The following is an 18,052-nucleotide window of genomic DNA, read 5'->3' as shown; positions in this document are numbered from 1 at the left end:
AACACGTTACCGGCCAAATCCGGGGAAATTCGGCGTGGAGTGCTACGCGGAACGGTAGCAACCCATCGCGGTTTCAACATAGTTACCGCATAATCGATCCGTGATTTGGCTATGACGTGACGGATCGTCCCATGCAAATGGCCTGCGTGTTGTGGGGCGGTCGATTTTCATCATGCGACGATTCCCGTTGAGCGGTGCTGAATGACCTCTGTTGCCGAACCGATTGCCGGCCAGCCGCACGTAGATGCGTCCTCCCACGTGTCCGCGTCGCACGCCTCGACGCGTGCCGATGCCGTGTCGTTTCCCGTCGCAGGCACCGAGCGTGAATTGCGCCTCGATCTGTTTCGCGGGCTGGCGCTGTGGCTGATCTTCATCGATCACCTGCCGCCGAATATCCTGACCTGGCTGACGATCCGCAATTACGGTTTCAGCGACGCCACCGAGATCTTCATCTTCATCTCCGGCTATACCGCCGCTTTCGTCTATGGCCGCGCGATGCTGGAGCAGGGCACGCTGGTCGCCAGCGCGCGCATCTTCAAGCGCGTCTGGCAGATCTATGTCGCCCACGTCTTCCTGTTCACGATCTTCCTCGCGGAAATCTCCTATGTCGCGACGCGGTTCGAGAACCCGCTTTATACCGAGGAAATGGGAATTCTCGATTTTCTCAAACAGCCCGATGTGACCATCGTTCAGGCGCTGTTGCTGAAATTTCGCCCGGTGAACATGGACGTGTTGCCGCTATACATCGTCCTCATGCTGTTCCTGCCGCCGATCCTCTGGCTGATGCGGCGCCGCGCCGATCTCACATTGGCGCTGTCGGTTGGTCTCTATGCGCTGACCTGGGAATTCGACCTGCATCTGACGGCCTATCCGAACGGCGTCTGGGCCTTCAATCCGTTCGCCTGGCAATTGCTGTTCGTGTTCGGTGCCTGGTGCGCGCTGGGCGGCGCCGTCAGGATGTCGCGGATACTGTCGTCCAACATCACGCTGTGGCTCTGCGTGGCCTATCTTCTGGCGGCGTTCTGGGTGACGCTGACCTGGTACATTCCGCAAATCCACCATCTGCTGCCGAAGATCATCGAGCAGTGGATGTATCCCATCAACAAGACCGATCTCGACGTGCTGCGCTTCGCCCACTTCCTGGCGCTGGCGGCGCTGACGGTCCGCTTCCTGCCCAAGGACTGGCCGGGGCTGAAATCGGTCTGGCTGCGGCCGATGGTGCTGTGCGGCCAGCACTCCCTCGAAATCTTCTGTATCGGGGTATTCCTGGCCTTTGCCGGCCATTTCGTGCTGGCTGAGGTTGCCGGCGGGGCTGGCATGCATGCCTTGGTCAGCTTCCTCGGCATCGTTGTTATGTCAACCGCCGCCTGGGTGTTTTCGTGGTACAAGAACGTCACTGTCAAAGGCGGATCCCGCGCCAAACGGTCCGACGCGGATCTCGCAGGAGGAGAAGCATGAAGGCCGTTCTGCGGCTCACGATGCTGGCTTGCCTGCTGGTGGCGGCTCCTGTCCGGGCCGAACCGCCCGCGCATACCTGTGAGGTTCCCGCCTACCTCCTGACATCCGAAAGCACCCTGCCCAAGGTCGAGGCTGCGGCAAAACCGGGCGGAAAGCTCGATATTCTGGTCATTGGCAGCCGATCCTCGGTCATTGGCGTCTCAGATCACTCTGCAGCCTATCCGAGCCGCCTGCAGGCCTATCTGAAGGAGAAGCTGCCGGGTGTTGAGGTGAACGTGGCGCTGGAACTGCAGGTCAAGAAGACCGCCGAGGAAATGGCCCCGACCCTGGAACAGCTGGTGACGGACAAGAAGCCGAACCTGGTGATCTGGCAGACCGGAACCGTGGATGCCATGAAACAGGCCGACGCCGAGGACTTCCGGAACGCCCTGGATGAGGGCGTTGCCGCCATGCAAAAGGCCGGAACTGACGTCATTTTAATGAATCTGCAGTACAGTCCGCGCACGGAGACGATGATTTCCGGCTCCGCCTACCTAGATAATATGCGTGTGGTGGCGCAGCAGCACGACGTTCCGCTGTTCGACCGTTTCGCCATCATGCGGCACTGGAATGAGAGCGGTGATTTTGACCTGTTCAGCGCGTCGCCCGGCATGGAGCTGGCGAAGCGGGTGCATGATTGTCTTGGCCGGGCGCTTTCGACCTTTGTCGTCGATGCGGCCAAGATCAAAGCAGCGGATTTGAGGATTCAGCGTTAATGAGTTTCGTCGGTCATCTGTCTCGCCTTGCTGTCGTCGCTGCCTTTGCTGCCTCTACGACTCTCGCATTCCCGATCTCATCGTCCGTCGCGTACGCCGAAGCGGCGCAGGCCGCCCCGGCTGACAGCAAGGGCGCTGACCAGAGCGTTGCGGTGAATGATCCCGCGGACGCCGCGAAGAGGGGCGTCGCTGCGAAGGCCATCGACAAGGTCAAGGAAGTCGCAAAGACCGCGACCGATATTCTGAGCCGCGTCCCGTGCCGTACGCCGAAGGGCGGCATGAAGGCGATGGGCGCGCTGCCGCATGTGGCCAGCAAGCTTGTTGCCGGCAAGCCTGTGGTCATCGTTGCGTTCGGCTCGTCCTCCACCGAAGGCTACGGTTCGACGGCGCCCGAATTCACCTATCCGAACCGCCTCGCAGCGCAGCTACACCGCGCCTATCCGTCGGCCAATATCACCGTGCTCAATCGCGGCAAGGGCGGCGAAGATGCGCCGGAAATGATGGCGCGGCTGCAGAGCGAAGTGATCAATTCGAAGCCTGACCTCGTGATCTGGCAGGTCGGCACCAATGCGGTGCTGCGCAATCTCGATCCCGGCGAAACCAGCAAGATGGTGGAAGACGGCGTAGCTCGCATCCAGGCCGCAGGCGCCGATCTGGTGCTGGTCGATCCGCAATATTCACCGCTGGTGAATACGCGTCCCGAAGGTACCAGCAAGATGGTCTCGCTGCTGCACAAGGTGGCCGAACTGCGCAAGGTCGGCATCTTCCCGCGCTTCGAAGTGATGAAGGAATGGCACGAAGGCCAGCAGATGTCGTTCGACAGCTTCGTTATTGCCGACGGCCTGCATATGAACGATTGGGGCTATGCCTGCTTCGCGCAGTTGCTTGGCGACAACATCATCAAGTCGGTCGGCCAGGTGAAGCTTGGCATCAACGAGCCACAGATTCAGCAAGCGCAGAAGCCGCTGTAATACACTGTCGTCCCGGACAAGTGAGCGCAGCGAACGTCGATCCGGGACCCATACACACCGAGTTGGTGATGAGTAACAGGGCTGATGCCGCCTTCTTCTAACGATAGGACGGAGGCTATGGGTCCCGGTTTGCGCTCGCAGGCTCGCTTGCCGGGACGACAATAGCCTTACGCCTTCGCCAACGCCGCTTCGAGATCCTCGATCAGATCGTCACGATGCTCAAGGCCCGCCGAGAAGCGGATGAAACCTTCCGTGATCCCGAGTTCGAGTCGCGCCTCCAGCGGCAGGCGCTGATGCGTCGTCGTCGCCGGATGCGTGACGAGGCTCTTCGCGTCGCCGAGATTATTGGAGATGCGGGCCACTTTCAGCTCGTTAAGGACGCGGAACGCCGCTGCCTTGCCGCCCTTTACCTCGAAGCCGATCAGTGTCGAACCGGCGCGCATCTGCTTCTTCACCGTTGCCGCCTGCGGATGGTCCTCGCGGCCCGGATAGATCAGCCGCGAAATCTTCGGATGCTGGGCGAGCACATCCGCGATCGCCGCAGCCGTCTGGGTTTGCCGCTCGACGCGGATCGCCAGCGTCTCCAACCCCTTCACCAGCGTCCACGCATTGAAGGGAGAGATCGAAGGGCCGGTCTGGCGCAGATAGTTGTGAATGTGCTCGTCGATGAAGTCCTTCGACGACAGGATGATGCCGCCGAGGCAGCGGCCCTGTCCGTCGATATGCTTGGTCGCCGAATACACGACGACATCTGCACCGAGCGCGAGCGGGCTCTGCCAGAGCGGCGTCGCGAACACGTTATCGACGATCAGTCGCGCACCGCCGGCATGGGCGATGTCCGCGATGGCTGATATGTCGAGCACGTCGAGCGTGGGATTGGTCGGGCTTTCCAGGAACAGCGACTTGGTGTTCGGCCGCATTGCCTTCTGCCACTGGTCGAGATCGAGGCCATCGACCAGGGTGAATTCGATGCCATAGCGCGGCAACAGTTCCTCTATGACGTAGCGACACGATCCGAACAGCGCCTTGGCGGCGACGACGTGATCGCCCATGCGCAGCGGCGCGAGAATGGCGGTGGTCACGGCGGCCATGCCGGTGGCCGTCGAGCGTGCAGCCTCCGCACCTTCGAGGTCGATCATGCGGCTCTCGAACATCGACGTATTCGGATTCGAAAAGCGCGAATAGATGAAGCCGGGGTCTTCGCCCTTGAACCGCGCCTCGCAGGCTTCTGCGGTCTCGTAGATGAAGCCCTGCGTCAGGAAGAGGGCTTCGGACGTCTCGTTATATTGCGAGCGCAGCGCGCCGGAATGAACAAGCCGGGTTTCGGGGCGATAGGACTTCTCAGACATGTAACCTCCAACGTACCCGCGTGACACGGGCACAAAAAACCGGCCTGGACGGACGTCCTCAGGCCGGGATCGCATGCTGGAAGGACATGTGCCCCCGGCCTGTTTAGCGACTTATTTTACGTGGCTGCAAGCCGGCCGGCTCAAATCACCACGGGATAAGTGATGTCCATATTCCCGCTTGCCCTTTTCGTCAAGGCGGGGCTGAGATAACCGGTAAAGTCGCGATTTTTCAGTGTATTCTTGCTGAAAGACGACCTGTAAGGATCAGATCAGTGCCGTTTACGCTTGCCCCCGATGCCGATGGAATTCTGCCCGACCGCATGATTGCGGCGATGGCTGATGCCGGCCTGATCCTGCCGGAATATCCCTTCGTCGAGAGCCAGATTCAGCCCGCCAGCCTCGATCTGCGGCTCGGCTCCATCGCCTATCGCGTGCGCGCCAGCTTCCTGCCGGGGCCGAATTCGACGGTCGCCGAGCGCATCGACGAGCTGAAGCTGCACGAGATCGACCTGTCGGACGGTGCGGTGCTCGAAACCAACTGCGTCTACATCGTGCCGCTGATCGAGAGCCTGGCGCTGCCGCCGAACATCTTCGCGGCTGCCAATCCGAAGAGCTCCACGGGGCGCCTCGACGTGTTCACTCGGGTGATTGCTGATGGCACCAGACGGTTCGATGTGATCGGTGCGGGCTATCACGGGCCGCTTTATGCCGAAATCAGCCCGAAGACATTTCCAGTCCTGCTGCGCGAAGGCTCGCGCCTGTCGCAGGTGCGTTTCCGTGTCGGCGATGCGGTGCTCGATACCGAAGCGCTGGAAGAACTCCACGCGCAGGAGCCACTGGTCGACAGCGACACGGCCGATCTCAACAATGGCCTCGCGCTCTCGGTTGATCTCTCCGGCGAGAACGCCTCGGGCTTCGTCGGCTACCGCGCCAAGCGTCATACCGGCGTGGTCGATATCGATCGTCGCGGTGGCTACAGCGTCAACGAATTCTGGGAGCCGATCTCGGCGCGCAAGGACGGCACGCTGATCCTCGATCCCGGCGAGTTCTACATTCTCGCCTCCAAGGAAGCGGTGCAGGTGCCGCCGGATTACGCCGCCGAGATGGTGCCGTTCGATCCGCTGGTCGGCGAATTCCGCGTCCACTATGCCGGCTTCTTCGATCCCGGCTTCGGTCATGACGGCGCCGGCGGCAAAGGTTCGCGCGCCGTGCTGGAAGTGCGCTCGCGCGAAGTTCCGTTCATTCTCGAACACGGCCAGATCGTTGGCCGTCTCGTCTATGAGCGCATGCTGGATCGTCCGGATGCCCTCTACGGCCAGCGTATAGGCTCGAATTATCAGGGCCAGAGCCTGAAGCTCTCGAAGCATTTCAAAGTCTGATCGCTCACCGTTCCGAGCAAGCAAGAAAAAAGGCCCGCATCGCTGCGGGCCTAAGTTTTTTCTGGAGACGAAGTAGACGATAGATCGTCAGGCTTACTGAACGAAGCCTGCGCCGAAGTTGCCCAGGTTGAAACGGTAGTTCAGGCCAGCCTTGATCGTGTGCTCGTCGTTCTTGAAACCGCCAACGGCGAGGGTCGGCGTGATGAAGTTGACGTTGCCGAAGTCGTAATACTGATATTCGACCTTGCCCGACCAGTTCTGGGTGAACAGGTATTCGAGACCGCCGCCAACCGTGTAGCCATCGCGGCCACCATCGCCGGCAAAGCCGTTGGTGAAGCGCGAGTCAGCCCAGGCGTAACCGCCCTTCACGTAGAGCAGTGCCGGACCCCAAGTGTAACCAACACGACCGGTGACCGAACCGAGGCCGCGATTGTCGAAGTTGCTGCTGGTGGACAGGAAGCTGTAGTTGGCTTCGAGACCGAACACCCAGTTCGGCGCGAACTGGTAGTCGTAACCACCCTGCACACCGCCCATGAACGTGCCGTCATTGCTGCCGCCGAGCAGGTTGTTGTCGTTGCCCGGGAACGCGCCGCCGATGTGACCACCGATGTAGAAGCCGGTCCAGTTGTAGATCGGAACAGCCGGAGCATAGGCCGGAGCCTTGGTGTAGGGGCGCGCAGCGAGGTCAGCAGCAGACGCAGGAGCAGCCAAGGCGACGAGGGCCAGAGCAGCGGTAGACAGTAGAAGCTTCTTCATCAGGTGTTCCTTCTCAATCCCAACGGGGATGACGAAGGCAACCTAGACTATTGCGCAGTGATTGCTGTCACACGCGTGCAACAGCGCTTCAAACGAAAAAGGCAAATTCAGAGGCTATGTCGTGCTTCTGACACAGCATTGCCCAGATTGATGTCGGAACTATTCGCAATGCGCAATTTCGCTTCGATGATGTTCAGATTGCGGCGCTGGAACCTGACATCGATCGCGGGTCAGCCGCGGTAACGCAACGCGTCAACCAGCGCCGCGAATGCAGACGTGGGCTGTCTGCGGCTCGGATAATAGAGATGATATCCCGAGAACGGTTGGCACCAATCGCTCAGCACCTGAACAAGCCGGCCTGAGGCAATGTGATCGCGCACGCGATCCTCCGGCAAATAGGCCAGCCCCGATCCGCTCAGAACCGCCTTTTCGCGCAGCGACATGTTGTTGAACACCATCTGGCCGTCGACGCGCACTTTCAATGCGCGCCCGCGCTTCTCGAATTCCCACACATAGAGACCACCCAAGGTCGGTAGACGGATATTGATGCAGTCATGTGCGGTGAGGTCTTGCGGGCGTTTCGGCAGCGGTCGTTGTGCGAAGTAGGACGGTGCGCCGACCACGACCATGCGAAAGTCCGGTCCGATGCGGACGGCGATCATGTCTTTTGCGACCTGTTCGCCCAGGCGAACGCCCGCGTCGTAGCGTTCCGCAACGATATCGATGAGGCCGTAATCGACGACGAGCTCGGCCTTGATGTCGGGATAGCGCGGCAGCAGCTTCGCGAGGGCGGGCCAGATGATCGTCTCGGCGGAATGCTCACCTGTGGTGATGCGGATGGTGCCGGCCGGCTTCTCTCTTAGCTCCGTGACAGCCGCGAGCTCGGCGTCGATCTCTTCCAGCTTCGGGCCGATCGTCCGGATCAGGCGTTCGCCAGCCTCGGTCGGCGCAACGCTGCGCGTCGTTCGGGTGAGGAGCCGTAGTCCGAGGCGCTCCTCGAGACCGCGAATGGTGTGACTGAGGGCGGATTGCGAGACGCCGAGCTTGGCGGCTGCGCGCGTAAAGCTCGCTTCTTTCGCGACGGCGAAGAAAGCAAGGAGGTCGTCGATTGTCTGGCGGGGCATTCATGAATCCGGCTGATAAGTGCGTGCAGATTATATCATCTAGTCTCATGGGCGCACGATCTCCAGATGTCGCATGTCGGCGGCAACATCCCACCATCGCGGGAGCCGCTCATTGGCCGGATGGCACAGGAGATCTGACATGAAGACACGCAAACTCGGACGCAGCGGACTGGAAGTCTCGGCCATCGGTCTCGGTTGTATGGGCATGAGCTTCGGCTACGGGCCTCCGGCCGACACAACAGAAATGACCGCACTGATCCGCGCAGCCGTCGAACGCGGCGTCACGTTCTTTGATACCGCCGAAGTCTACGGTCCGTTCACCAATGAAGAACTCGTTGGTGCGGCGCTCGCGCCGGTCCGCGATCAGGTCGTCATCGCCACCAAATTCGGCTTCAGGCTCGATCCCGCAACCGGCCAGCAGGTCGGTCTCGATAGCCGCCCCGCGCATATTCGCGAGGTCGCCGAAGCCTCCCTCAAGCGCTTGAAGATCGATGCGATCGACCTCTTCTACCAGCACCGCGTCGATCCCGACGTGCCGATCGAGGATGTGGCCGGCGCGGTGAAGGACCTGATCACTGAGGGCAAGGTCAAGCATTTCGGCCTGTCCGAGCCGGGCGTGACGACAATTCGCCGCGCCCATGCCGTACAGCCGATTACTGCGATCCAGAGCGAGTATTCGTTATGGACGCGCAGTCCCGAAAAGGAAGTGCTGCCGACGCTCGAAGAACTCGGAATTGGCTTCGTGCCCTACAGCCCGCTCGGTAAGGGCTTTCTCACGGGCGCCATGAACGAGAGCACGACGCTCGACAGCGGGGACTTCCGCAATATCCTCCCGCGCTTCACGCCCGAAGCGCGCAAGGCCAATCAGGCCCTTGTCGATCTGCTTGGCGAGATCGCCGGGCGCAAGCAGGCGACGCCCGCGCAGATCGCGCTGGCATGGCTGCTGGCCCAGAAGCCGTGGATCGTGCCGATCCCGGGCACGACGAAACTACACAGGCTCGAAGAGAACCTCGGTGCTGCGGTTGTCGAACTGACGGCTGGCGATCTGCAGGACATCGACCATGCTGCTGCGAAGATCACGGTGCAGGGCAACCGCTATCCGGACAGGCTGGAGGCGATGACCGGCCGGTAGTCCGCAGATCACTCGCTGCCTAGACCTCGCGCTGCTGCCACAGCGCCGTAAGGCCTTCGCGATAGGTCTGAAACGCGAGCTCCACGCCGAGCTCGCGTTTCAGCCGTGCATTCGAGATGCGGTTGCTGCTGGCATAGAAGCTGCGCGCCATCGGGCTCATCTCGGCGTCATCGAAATTCTGCTCGGGTGGTGGAGCGATTCCCATCAGCGATGCGGCGAATGTCACGACGTCCTGCGGCGGTGCCGGCTCGTCGTCGCACAGATTCCAGATGCCGGTCTTCGCGTAATTGAAGGCCGCAGCGATGGCCGTCGCGATGTCATCCAGATGGATGCGGTTGAACACCTGGCCCGGCTTGACGATGCGATGGGCCTTGCCGGCTTTGAGGTTTTCCAGCGCATTGCGGCCGGGGCCGTAGATACCGGCGATGCGCAGGATCGTGGTGCGATCACCAGCCACGGCGCGCCAGCCGGCTTCGGCATCGATGCGTGCCTTGCGCCGGCCCTCGCCGAAGACCGGGGCAGTTTCGTCAATCCACGCGCCCTGATGATCACCATAAACCCCGACGCTGGAGAGGTAGACGATGCGGCGGATGCCGCTGGCGGCGATCCGCGCGCCGAAGGCATGCAACACGGGATCGCCATCTGCGCCGGGCGGGATCGAGACGAGCAGTGCATCGGCATTTGCGAGACGATCGGCAATGCGGGGATCGGCGACGTCCGGGTTGAAGACGAGCGTCTCGATATCGCGGGCTCGCGCCAAGGCCGCCGATTTGCCGGCCGTGCGGATGGTGCCGGCAATCCCCGTGAATTGTCCGCCATGCTGCGCGATGAAGCGGTTTGCGCTGTAGCCGAGCCCGAAGACGAAAAGACGCACGTTCATCCCATTTCTGCATGAATTCGGGCGCGCCGGCCCATTTCAAGATCATCATTCGGGCTGCAGAGCGTGTCGGTCAAGTGCGCGACACCGTCATCTTTTGTGCTACTGCTCTGCAGCGAGACTGGCGCGAATGCCGGCAGATTTGGGAAGGACAAGGCGATGGCCACCACGCTGGCAGCAGATGCATATGCGCCGCGCTACATCAAACTGAATGCGCGCGACAATGTCGCCATCATCGTCAATGATTTTGGCCTGCCTGCGGGCACCATGATGACCGGTGGCCTGGAACTGCGTAACTTTGTGCCGCAGGGTCACAAGGTGGCGCTCTCCGATATCGCCAAGGATGCGCCCATCATCCGTTACGGCGAAATCATTGGCTATGCCCTGGATATGATTTCGGCCGGCGAATGGGTCGAGGAAGCGCGCATCCATATGCCCGATGCGCCGGATCTCGACAGCCTTGAGATCGCCAACGCAGTTCCTGAACCGCAGCCGCCACTGAATGATTACACATTCGAAGGCTTTCGCAATCGCGACGGATCCGTCGGCGTGAAGAACATTCTCGCCATCAGCACCTCGGTGCAATGCGTCGCCGGTACGCTCGAATTTGCGCTCAAGAAGATCAAGGCCGAGCTGCTGCCGCGCTATCCGAATGTCGATGACGTCGTCGCCGTTACTCACGGCTATGGCTGTGGCGTCGCCATCAATGCGCCGGATGCCTATATCCCGATCCGGACGCTGCAGAACATCGCGCGCAATCCGAATTTCGGCGGCGAGGTGATGGTGGTCGGCCTCGGCTGCGAGAAGCTCGCGCCGGAGCGTTTGCTGCCGAAGGACGATCCCGGCAGCATGATGCGGCTGCAGGACGAGAGTAACCAGAGTTTTGGCGATATGGTGGATACCATCACCACCATGGCGGAAGCGCGGCTGAAAATTCTCAATCAGCGCAAGCGCGAGACCTGCCCGGCGTCCGATTTGGTAATCGGTCTGCAATGCGGTGGCAGCGACGCGTTTTCCGGCGTGACCGCCAATCCGGCGCTCGGCTTCGCCAGCGATCTCCTGGTGCGCGCCGGCGCCACGGTGATGTTCTCCGAAGTTACCGAAGTGCGCGACGCTATCGAGTTGCTGACGCGCCGTGCCGTCAACGAGGACGTCGGCCGTGCGCTGATACGCGAGATGGACTGGTACGATTCCTATCTGGCGCGGGGCGGCGCCGATCGCAGCGCCAATACGACGCCCGGCAACAAGAAGGGCGGTCTTGCCAATATCGTCGAAAAGTCATTGGGCTCCATCGTCAAGTCCGGTTCGAGCGCGATCAGCGGCGTGATTGGCCCGGGTGAGCGCGCGACGACGAAGGGACTGCTGTTTGCAGCAACACCGGCAAGCGATTTCGTCTGCGGCACGCTGCAGCTCGCCGCCGGCATGCAGATGCAGATATTCACCACGGGACGCGGCACGCCCTATGGGTTGGCGCAGGCGCCTGTGATCAAGGTCTCGACGCGGACTGAGCTGGCGAAACGCTGGTCGGACCTGATCGATTTTGATGCCGGCCGCATTGCCAGCGGCGAGATGACCATCGAGGAAGCCGGCTGGGAGCTGTTCCAGCTGATCCTCGATGTCGCCAGTGGCCGCAAGCAGGTCTGGGCGGACAAGTGGGGTCTGCACAACGATCTGGTGCTGTTCAACCCCGCGCCGGTCACCTGATCTATTGCAGCGACGCCGCCTTCGCGCCCGACGGCGTCACGCGCCAGATCGTATTGCCGACATCGTCGGCCACCAGTAGCGCGCCCTTGCTGTCGATGCGTACGCCGACCGGACGGCCCTGCGCTTCGCCACTGTCATTGAGGAAGCCGGTGAGCACATCCTGCGGCTTGCCCGAGGGCTTGCCGTCGGTGAAGGGCACGAAGATCACCTTGTAGCCGCTTTGCGGGCGCCGATTCCACGAGCCGTGCTGACCGACAAAGGCGCCCCCCTTCATGTTCGCGGGGAAGAGATCGCCGGTGTTGAAGGTCAGGCCTAGCGACGCGGTATGCGCGCCGAGTGCGTAATCCGGCGCGATGGCTTTGGCGACCATATCAGGGCGCGGCGGCTGCACGCGGACATCTACATGCTGACCGTAATAGCTGTAGGGCCAGCCATAGAAGCCGCCATCCTTCACCGAGGTCATGTAGTCCGGCACAAGGTCGCTGCCGATCTCGTCGCGCTCGTTGACGGTGACCCAGAGCGTGCCGCTCTGCGGCTGCCACGATGGGCCGTTGGGATTGCGCAGGCCAGACGCGAATACGCGCGAGGCGCCGCTGGTACGATCGATCTCCAGCACCGCGGCGCGGTCCTTCTCGGCGTCCATGCCGTTCTCGCCGACATTGCTGTTGGAGCCGACGGTTGCGTAAAGCTTGGTGCCGTCGGGGCTCGCCGTGAGATCCTTGGTCCAGTGGTGATTGATCGGGCCGCCGGGCAGGTCAGCCACCTTCACGGCAGGCGTTGTGATCCTGGTATCATTAGTCCTGTAGGGAAACTTCACGACGGCATCGGCATTGGCGACAAAGAATTCGTCGCCCACCAGCACCATGCCGAAGGGTGAGTTGAGCCCTTCGAGAAACGCTGTCCTGGTCTCGGCGACGCCGTCGCCGTCCGCGTCGCGCAGCAGCGAAATTCGATTTGCTGTCGGTGTGCCAGCGCCAGCATGGCCCATCACCAGTTTCATGACCCAGCCCCTGATGCCCTTGCCATCTTCCGGTTTCGGCGGCGCATTGCTTTCTGCCACCAGCACATCGCCATTGGGCAGCACATAGACTGTGCGCGGATGGTCGAGGCCTTTAGCAAAGGCGTTGACCGTCATGCCTTCCGCAGCCTTCGGCTTGGCACCGGCGGGCCACCCGACGGCCTTGGAGACATTGACCGTTGGAATAAGCGACTTGTTGGGCTCTACAAGCTTCGGCGACGGTCCGAAATCCTCGCCGGATGCGATGGTGGATTTCTCGTTGCATCCGGCCAGTGGAAGCGCCAGGGCGACGAGACAGGCGGAAAGCAGGAATTTCTGGCGCATGGAATGTCCTTGTGACTGAAACGATCTAATGCGGCCAATGCAGGAACGTTCGACCTCCCTGCATGAATTTCATGTGAAGCCGGAGTGATGCGCGGCTATGGTCCTTCCCAATAATCAGGGAAGAAACGATGGCCGGACCGACAAATACGAGCGACGAAGCCACATGGACGCGCTGGCGTAGCGTTGCCGATCTCTATCACGCCTATTTCACTGGTCTGATCCTGACCACGGTCACGCGCCGCGGCACCGCAGACGCCGCGGAATTCATGTTCCGCATCTTCCGCCGGCAGCAGCAGGAGCGCTTTCTGCCCGGCCTCGCGAAGCTCGGTCTGTCCGGCCTGCCGCCGGCGGTCGCAGCGGCCCAGTATCACTATCTCTCGAACTGGATCGGCGGCGTGTCAGTCGAGTACATGTATGAGAGCGATCGCAAGGCCTGGATTCGCTATCCATCGCCGCGCTGGATCTGGCGTGGCACGGCAATCTGCGGTGTGCCCGGCGAAGTCTCCCGCGCGATGCTGCGCGGCTGGCACGCCAATAACGGCGTGTCGCTCGGCAATCCTCGCATGGGCTTCGTCTGCACCAAGCAGAGCGTCGATGGCCAGGATGGGCTCGAAGGCTATTACTGCGAATACGACCACGATCTCGATATCGATCAGCGTCTGGTGTTCGCGCGCCATCTGGAAGCGCCGTTGTTCGATCCCGCGAAGGCGCCGGCGCTGCCCGTCGATAGCTGGCCAAAAGCCCGGCTGGAAAAAGCCTATCGCAACTACGCCATGGAATATGTGCGGACCGCAACGCCTGTGGCGGTTCAACTGTTCGGCCCGGTCGATGCGGGTTATCTGCTGCATCTCACGGGCAAGCTGATCGGCATGCAGTATTTCGACGAGATCGCAGCAAACTTCGGCCTGCAGCGCGGAGACGCCAAGGCTTTCGCGGAATTCCTCGGCGTTCTGTTCGCAGCGCAGGACGACATCGTGGAGATCAGCAAGTCCGAGGGCCAGTTCGAGATCCGGCAGCAGAGCTGGAAACTGATGGATGGCGTCGCTGACAACAATGCCGCCTGCGCGAAGGCCTTGCAGGGACTGGTCGAGGGCCTCGCCGCCGGATGCGGCCGCAATATACCCATCGCGATGACGCCGGCACGAGGTGGTGCGCTCCCGTTCATCTGGTCGATCGGCTAGCGCCTCGACCCTTGATACTGCAGTGCAAATCGAACATCCCCCATGCGTGTGTCGCGCATGGCATTGTCCGCGATCGGTGCTAGGAACGAGGTGTCCGGCAGGCAAGACCGGAAGCTCAGGGAGAATGCATGTCCGACGCTGTCGTCGCCGAACCCCGATTGGTCGATGCCGACAAGCAGCCGCTCCCGAGCCTGAAGGCGCCCGCCAAAAACCCCCTGCTGGATCATCCCATTCTGCCGACCATCCTGCGGCTGGCCTGGCCCAATGTCGTTGCGCTGACGGCAGGCGCCGTCGTCGTTATTTTCGAGACCACCTATGTCGGCCGGCTCGGCACCGAAGCATTGGCGGCGATGGCGCTGGTGTTTCCCTTCGTGATGCTGACCATGACCATGTCCGGCGGCGCCATGGGCGGTGGCGTGTCCTCGGCCATCGCGCGCGCGCTCGGCGCCGGCGACCGCGCGCGCGCCGATACGCTGGCGGGCCATGCGCTGCTGATCGCCATCTGCTTCGGCCTCACCTTCACGGTCGGCATGCTGACCTTCGGCTCCATGCTGCTGCAACTGCTTGGTGGCCGCGGCAATGTGCTGAGCCAGGCGCAGGGCTACATCACCGTCTTCTTCGCTGGTGGCGTGATCCCGTGGCTGCTGAATACCTTCGCGGCGATCCTGCGCGGTACCGGCAACATGAAGATGCCCTCCGCCATGCAGATGGCGGGGGCCGCCTTGCAAGTGGTTCTCGGTGGCGTGCTGGGCCTCGGCTTCGGTCCGATCCCGCAATTCGGCATGCCCGGCGTCGCGGCGGGCACGCTGATTGCATTCACGATCGGCACAGGCGTCATGGGCTGGTATGTCTTTTCCGGTCGTGCGCGAGTCCGGCCTCAGATCAAGGGCTTTCGCATTCAGCGCGGAATGTTCTTCGATATTCTGAAAGTGGGTGCCATCGCCTGTTTCAATCCGCTACAGGGCGTTCTGACTCTCCTGATTTTCACCCATATGCTGGCGCAATACGGCACCGCGGTGCTGGCTGGCTACGGCATCGGTGCGCGGCTCGAATTCATGCTGAGCACGCTGGCTTTCGCGGTGGGTATCGCCTCGGTGCCGATTGTCGGCATGGCAATCGGCGCTGGCCGCATCGCGCGTGCGCGCCGCGTGACCTGGACTGGCAGCGTGATCGCCTTCGGTGTTGTCGGTCTGCTCGGCACACTGATCGCGATCTTCCCCGATGCCTGGGTCAGTCTGTTCACCAATGATGCCGGTGTACGCGCGGCAAGCCGGACCTATCTGGCCACCTGTGCGCCAATGTATGCCTTTCTGGGGCTGTCCACGGTGGCCTATTTTGCCTCGCAGGGCGCCGCCAAGGTGCTCGGCCCGGTGCTAGCGCAAACCGCACGGCTGGTCTTCGTCAGCGTTGGAGGCTGGTGGTTGCTGTCTATCGATGCCTCGGCCACAAGCTTTTTCTGGCTCGCGGCGGCGTCCATGGTGCTGCTCGGCGTGCTGTCGGCACTCAGCGTGCTGCTGACGCCGTGGGGACCGAAGGCTGGCCCCGTGCCAGAAGTTCGGCCCGTGCTGTCGTGAGCTTGGATGAGTTGGCTTTTGTGCTGCCTTGAGTGCTCATGCGAGCCGGTGGCGGAGTCGATTTTTCATCTTGAACCCATCACGCATGTTCAGGCCGAGCAACGTGATGTTGGCTGCACCCGCAGCCAGTTCGAGCGCCTGCACCACGTAAAAAGTGGCATCAAACTCGGACACCTTCGCCTTGGACGCGAGGAATAGCGCAGAAGGAATCAAAACCAGGATACCGTTGGCAGCAATCAGCGGCATGCGCTTGATCTTCGCGCCAACCAGACCAGCCCGGCGCCCATTTGCCACGGCAAAGCCTGAGCCTCCCGCTGCCATCAGCGCCGGAACGAGCAGCAGAAAGCCCCATGGTATGGCCGTCTTCACCGCGACCACGATCGCCGGAGGTGCCAAGAGCTCACTAAAGACCGTCGAAAGCCAGAAGATCGCAATCGTGAGGAGTGCGATCGTGCCTGCGACCGGATGGATGATCTTGGTCATGTTTTCTTTCCGCTCGCTCGGTTACCCGACGCAGATGCCTGGCACTGCAACCTTCTGGAACAGGTGCGGGGAAGCAACGGCCGAGGACGGATAGCTCGACAGCTTTGCCCTGAACTCCGGATGCGTGAACGCAGCTCGGAAGTCGGAGGTCGATTCCCAGACGGCACAGTTCAGATAGGTAGGGCTTTCGCCAAGCGCGCGGTGAAGCTGTGTCGAGATGAAGCCCGGCTGTAGCTTCATGAACGCCGCATCGGCTTGCCAGGCGTCGAGGAAGGTCTGTTCGTCTACCTTGTCGAGCGTGAAGATGTTTACGAGCACGACAGAATTGGCATCGATGGCGATCTGACGGTCGATCGGGAAGGCAGGATCAAGTGGACGCATACGCGACATAAACGACCTCCTATGGTTTCATAGTGTCAATATGGTAAGATAGATACATAATATATTGACATCATAATGTCAATATAGAGATAGGATGACAATGCGAAACAGTAAGCGAACACCTGCCGGCGATGCCTTGACCGATCTCATTCTCGACCTGTTCCGGCTCAACAGCCGAATGCTCGCCGCGGGAGACAGGCTGGTCGCCGAGCTAGGCCTGACGAGCGCCCGCTGGCAGATCCTTGGCGCTATCATCACTGCCGAACGCCCTCAGCCGGTGGCGTGGCTTGCTCGCGACCTCGGCGCCAATCGCCAAAACGTGCAGCGGATCGTTAACGACCTGCATGAGGAGGGGCTTGTCGCATTCGAGACCAACCCGCATCATCGCCGGGCGCAACTTGTCATTCTGACCGACAAGGGAAGACAGGCTTTCGACGCTTCAATGCGCTTGCAGACTCCGTGGATCAACAACCTTTCGGACGGGCTCTTGCTCAAGGACATCAAGACAGTCCACCAGGTCATCACAGCGTTGCAAAAAAAACTGGAAGGCAACGATGAATCTGAAGAGCAATCCTGAACTCTACGGCACGGTTGCGGTCTCCACTCACTCGCTCAGCGCATTCCTGATTTCGGCTCTGTTCGGCTCGAGTGTCCAGCCTGGCTCGAGCGTCTTGCAGTAAATTCCACGTCGCGCCGCCACGTCGCGCCGTCGTCATGCGAGGTCTCGCCGCGCCACAGAAACGAGCGCGGCGTGATCTGCGAGAAGCTCCAGCGGATCGGGCGTCCTTCACTGTCGCGGCCGAGCTGGATGATGTCGTCGCCGTGCCTGCGGCCGGTCATGGTGAGAAAATTCTGCATCACGGGATCGGTCCACTGGATCTGCCAGGCATCGATACGCGGGTCGTAGATCCGCAGCGTGCTTCCATACGAGTAGGCATTTGCTGCGGCGTCGCCGTCGCGCAACTGGCCGCGCGGCGGCACGATCCAGACGTCCTGGATGGCGCGGCCTTCCAGCACCCAGCCGAAATGCCATTCGCCCTTGCGCCGGCGCTCTCCGCCGTTCGGCATATACCTGACCACATCGAGATCCCAGGCGCCAATCAGCCAGCCATAGAGATCCATCTGGCCGATGCGATCCGGGGCAGGGCCGTCCGCTGCGAGCGCATCGAGAAACGATGCAGTCATCGCGCGGCTTTCCCGAACTGGGTCTGCATCGCCGCCAGGCCGAGATCCATCTGCTCACTCATGTAAGGCGCGATCTCATTCGGTAGCACGTCGGCCGTCCAGACAAACCGGCAGCGGGCGGGTCCATCGGCAAATACCTGTGCCGATGCGCTGTGCTGGGTGATGCGCTCGTTGACGATGGCATAGACGAGGCGCCGTCGGTCGTGGTCGCAATCGACCAGTCTTTCGCGTGCGATGGAGCCGTTGGCGAACGTCACGATGCGCGCGTCGCCGTCCAGCTTGGTGTCGGTGACGAAGCCCGGCACCAGCCGGGTGTGCAGCGCGCCGAAGTCGGCCAGTGCGGACCAGACATCGTCGGCCGATGCGCCGAGGAAAATCTCTTTGTGAATCGATGCCATGCT

At 61.6% G+C, this 18,052-nt stretch carries 18 protein-coding genes and 1 riboswitch; of the genes, 9 read left to right on the top strand and 9 right to left on the bottom strand.

The features are described from left to right. The first annotated feature begins 201 nt into the window (after positions 1-201). Genes A4A58_RS25730 through A4A58_RS25720 form a run of 3 tightly spaced genes read left to right on the top strand, consistent with a single transcriptional unit; the run spans position 202 to position 3,184 of the window. Positions 202-1,458: an OpgC domain-containing protein gene (locus A4A58_RS25730; protein ID WP_068737587.1), complete on the top strand. Its 1,257-nt coding sequence runs from the start codon at positions 202-204 to the stop codon at positions 1,456-1,458. Next, complete coding sequence (locus A4A58_RS25725) at positions 1,455-2,213, top strand: SGNH/GDSL hydrolase family protein (RefSeq protein WP_068737585.1); 759 nt, start codon at positions 1,455-1,457, stop codon at positions 2,211-2,213. The genes A4A58_RS25730 and A4A58_RS25725 overlap by 4 nt, the downstream gene beginning before the upstream one ends. Further along, the gene (locus A4A58_RS25720) at positions 2,213-3,184 is read left to right on the top strand and encodes an SGNH/GDSL hydrolase family protein (protein ID WP_068737583.1); all 972 of its coding nucleotides are present in this window, start codon (positions 2,213-2,215) and stop codon (positions 3,182-3,184) included. The genes A4A58_RS25725 and A4A58_RS25720 overlap by 1 nt, the downstream gene beginning before the upstream one ends. Positions 3,185-3,351: 167 nt before the next feature. On the opposite strand, the gene A4A58_RS25715 is transcribed toward A4A58_RS25720, so the two are convergent. Continuing rightward, a complete protein-coding gene (locus A4A58_RS25715; protein ID WP_068737581.1) occupies positions 3,352-4,533 on the bottom strand; it encodes an O-succinylhomoserine sulfhydrylase in 1,182 nt (393 codons plus the stop codon). A gap of 82 nt (positions 4,534-4,615) precedes the next feature. Then, positions 4,616-4,695: riboswitch (SAM riboswitch) on the bottom strand. A 110-nt stretch (positions 4,696-4,805) separates the two neighbouring features. Between A4A58_RS25715 and A4A58_RS25710 the strand changes: the two genes are divergently transcribed. Next, positions 4,806-5,912: a 2'-deoxycytidine 5'-triphosphate deaminase gene (locus A4A58_RS25710; RefSeq protein ID WP_068737579.1), complete on the top strand. Its 1,107-nt coding sequence runs from the start codon at positions 4,806-4,808 to the stop codon at positions 5,910-5,912. 93 nt (positions 5,913-6,005) lie between these two features. On the opposite strand, the gene A4A58_RS25705 is transcribed toward A4A58_RS25710, so the two are convergent. Next, positions 6,006-6,668 carry an outer membrane protein gene (locus A4A58_RS25705; RefSeq protein ID WP_068737577.1) on the bottom strand — a complete coding sequence of 221 codons (663 nt, stop codon included), beginning with the start codon at positions 6,666-6,668 and terminating at the stop codon, positions 6,006-6,008. 230 nt (positions 6,669-6,898) lie between these two features. Continuing rightward, positions 6,899-7,792: a LysR family transcriptional regulator gene (locus A4A58_RS25700; protein WP_068737575.1), complete on the bottom strand. Its 894-nt coding sequence runs from the start codon at positions 7,790-7,792 to the stop codon at positions 6,899-6,901. Between the two features lie 139 nt (positions 7,793-7,931). Between A4A58_RS25700 and A4A58_RS25695 the strand changes: the two genes are divergently transcribed. Further along, positions 7,932-8,924, top strand: a complete 993-nt coding sequence (locus tag A4A58_RS25695) for an aldo/keto reductase (RefSeq protein WP_068737573.1) — start codon at positions 7,932-7,934, stop codon at positions 8,922-8,924. Between the two features lie 19 nt (positions 8,925-8,943). On the opposite strand, the gene A4A58_RS25690 is transcribed toward A4A58_RS25695, so the two are convergent. Then, positions 8,944-9,798, bottom strand: a complete 855-nt coding sequence (locus tag A4A58_RS25690; RefSeq protein ID WP_068737966.1) for an NAD-dependent epimerase/dehydratase family protein — start codon at positions 9,796-9,798, stop codon at positions 8,944-8,946. A 162-nt stretch (positions 9,799-9,960) separates the two neighbouring features. On the opposite strand from A4A58_RS25690, the gene garD reads away from it, so the two are divergent. Beyond that, positions 9,961-11,505: a galactarate dehydratase gene (gene garD / locus A4A58_RS25685; RefSeq protein WP_068737964.1), complete on the top strand. Its 1,545-nt coding sequence runs from the start codon at positions 9,961-9,963 to the stop codon at positions 11,503-11,505. Position 11,506: 1 nt separating this feature from the next. Here the strand turns inward: garD and A4A58_RS25680 are convergent, their stop codons facing one another. Beyond that, entirely contained in the window at positions 11,507-12,847 is a 1,341-nt protein-coding gene (locus A4A58_RS25680) for a PQQ-dependent sugar dehydrogenase (protein WP_068737571.1), read from the bottom strand. Between the two features lie 128 nt (positions 12,848-12,975). Between A4A58_RS25680 and A4A58_RS25675 the strand changes: the two genes are divergently transcribed. Next, positions 12,976-14,028, top strand: coding sequence for a hypothetical protein (locus A4A58_RS25675; protein WP_068737569.1), 1,053 nt, complete (start codon positions 12,976-12,978; stop codon positions 14,026-14,028). Between the two features lie 128 nt (positions 14,029-14,156). Next, the gene (locus A4A58_RS25670; RefSeq protein ID WP_068737567.1) at positions 14,157-15,602 is read left to right on the top strand and encodes an MATE family efflux transporter; all 1,446 of its coding nucleotides are present in this window, start codon (positions 14,157-14,159) and stop codon (positions 15,600-15,602) included. A gap of 36 nt (positions 15,603-15,638) precedes the next feature. On the opposite strand, the gene A4A58_RS25665 is transcribed toward A4A58_RS25670, so the two are convergent. Together A4A58_RS25665 and A4A58_RS25660 are read right to left on the bottom strand one after the other, a co-directional pair. Next, positions 15,639-16,085, bottom strand: a complete 447-nt coding sequence (locus tag A4A58_RS25665) for a hypothetical protein (protein WP_068737565.1) — start codon at positions 16,083-16,085, stop codon at positions 15,639-15,641. Positions 16,086-16,106: 21 nt separating this feature from the next. Beyond that, on the bottom strand, positions 16,107-16,475 hold the full coding sequence (locus tag A4A58_RS25660; protein ID WP_068737563.1) for an antibiotic biosynthesis monooxygenase family protein: 369 nt from the start codon (positions 16,473-16,475) through the stop codon (positions 16,107-16,109). A gap of 91 nt (positions 16,476-16,566) precedes the next feature. On the opposite strand from A4A58_RS25660, the gene A4A58_RS25655 reads away from it, so the two are divergent. Next, on the top strand, positions 16,567-17,043 hold the full coding sequence (locus A4A58_RS25655; RefSeq protein ID WP_068737962.1) for a MarR family winged helix-turn-helix transcriptional regulator: 477 nt from the start codon (positions 16,567-16,569) through the stop codon (positions 17,041-17,043). A 35-nt stretch (positions 17,044-17,078) separates the two neighbouring features. Here the strand turns inward: A4A58_RS25655 and A4A58_RS25650 are convergent, their stop codons facing one another. Continuing rightward, positions 17,079-17,651 carry a hypothetical protein gene (locus tag A4A58_RS25650; protein ID WP_068737561.1) on the bottom strand — a complete coding sequence of 191 codons (573 nt, stop codon included), beginning with the start codon at positions 17,649-17,651 and terminating at the stop codon, positions 17,079-17,081. Continuing rightward, positions 17,648-18,049 carry an SRPBCC family protein gene (locus tag A4A58_RS25645; RefSeq protein WP_068737559.1) on the bottom strand — a complete coding sequence of 134 codons (402 nt, stop codon included), beginning with the start codon at positions 18,047-18,049 and terminating at the stop codon, positions 17,648-17,650. Before A4A58_RS25645 ends, A4A58_RS25650 begins: the two co-directional genes overlap by 4 nt. Positions 18,050-18,052: the final 3 nt, after the last annotated feature.

This window comes from Tardiphaga robiniae, assembly GCF_001618955.1.
GTDB classification, from domain to species: domain Bacteria; phylum Pseudomonadota; class Alphaproteobacteria; order Rhizobiales; family Xanthobacteraceae; genus Tardiphaga; species Tardiphaga robiniae_A.
Note: the sequence above shows the minus strand (reverse complement) of the source record. Positions and strands in the feature narration are given on the sequence as shown.

Coding starts and splice junctions, on each gene's coding strand:
- A4A58_RS25730 (WP_068737587.1), top strand. CDS start 202: ATGACCTCTGTTGCCGAACCGATTGCCGGCCAGCCGCACGTAGATGCG.
- A4A58_RS25660 (WP_068737563.1), bottom strand. CDS start 16,475: ATGTCGCGTATGCGTCCACTTGATCCTGCCTTCCCGATCGACCGTCAG.
- A4A58_RS25695 (WP_068737573.1), top strand. CDS start 7,932: ATGAAGACACGCAAACTCGGACGCAGCGGACTGGAAGTCTCGGCCATC.
- A4A58_RS25720 (WP_068737583.1), top strand. CDS start 2,213: ATGAGTTTCGTCGGTCATCTGTCTCGCCTTGCTGTCGTCGCTGCCTTT.
- A4A58_RS25655 (WP_068737962.1), top strand. CDS start 16,567: ATGCGAAACAGTAAGCGAACACCTGCCGGCGATGCCTTGACCGATCTC.
- A4A58_RS25705 (WP_068737577.1), bottom strand. CDS start 6,668: ATGAAGAAGCTTCTACTGTCTACCGCTGCTCTGGCCCTCGTCGCCTTG.
- A4A58_RS25700 (WP_068737575.1), bottom strand. CDS start 7,792: ATGCCCCGCCAGACAATCGACGACCTCCTTGCTTTCTTCGCCGTCGCG.
- A4A58_RS25650 (WP_068737561.1), bottom strand. CDS start 17,651: ATGACTGCATCGTTTCTCGATGCGCTCGCAGCGGACGGCCCTGCCCCG.
- A4A58_RS25665 (WP_068737565.1), bottom strand. CDS start 16,085: ATGACCAAGATCATCCATCCGGTCGCAGGCACGATCGCACTCCTCACG.
- garD (WP_068737964.1), top strand. CDS start 9,961: ATGGCCACCACGCTGGCAGCAGATGCATATGCGCCGCGCTACATCAAA.
- A4A58_RS25680 (WP_068737571.1), bottom strand. CDS start 12,847: ATGCGCCAGAAATTCCTGCTTTCCGCCTGTCTCGTCGCCCTGGCGCTT.
- A4A58_RS25670 (WP_068737567.1), top strand. CDS start 14,157: ATGTCCGACGCTGTCGTCGCCGAACCCCGATTGGTCGATGCCGACAAG.
- A4A58_RS25675 (WP_068737569.1), top strand. CDS start 12,976: ATGGCCGGACCGACAAATACGAGCGACGAAGCCACATGGACGCGCTGG.
- A4A58_RS25725 (WP_068737585.1), top strand. CDS start 1,455: ATGAAGGCCGTTCTGCGGCTCACGATGCTGGCTTGCCTGCTGGTGGCG.
- A4A58_RS25645 (WP_068737559.1), bottom strand. CDS start 18,049: ATGGCATCGATTCACAAAGAGATTTTCCTCGGCGCATCGGCCGACGAT.
- A4A58_RS25715 (WP_068737581.1), bottom strand. CDS start 4,533: ATGTCTGAGAAGTCCTATCGCCCCGAAACCCGGCTTGTTCATTCCGGC.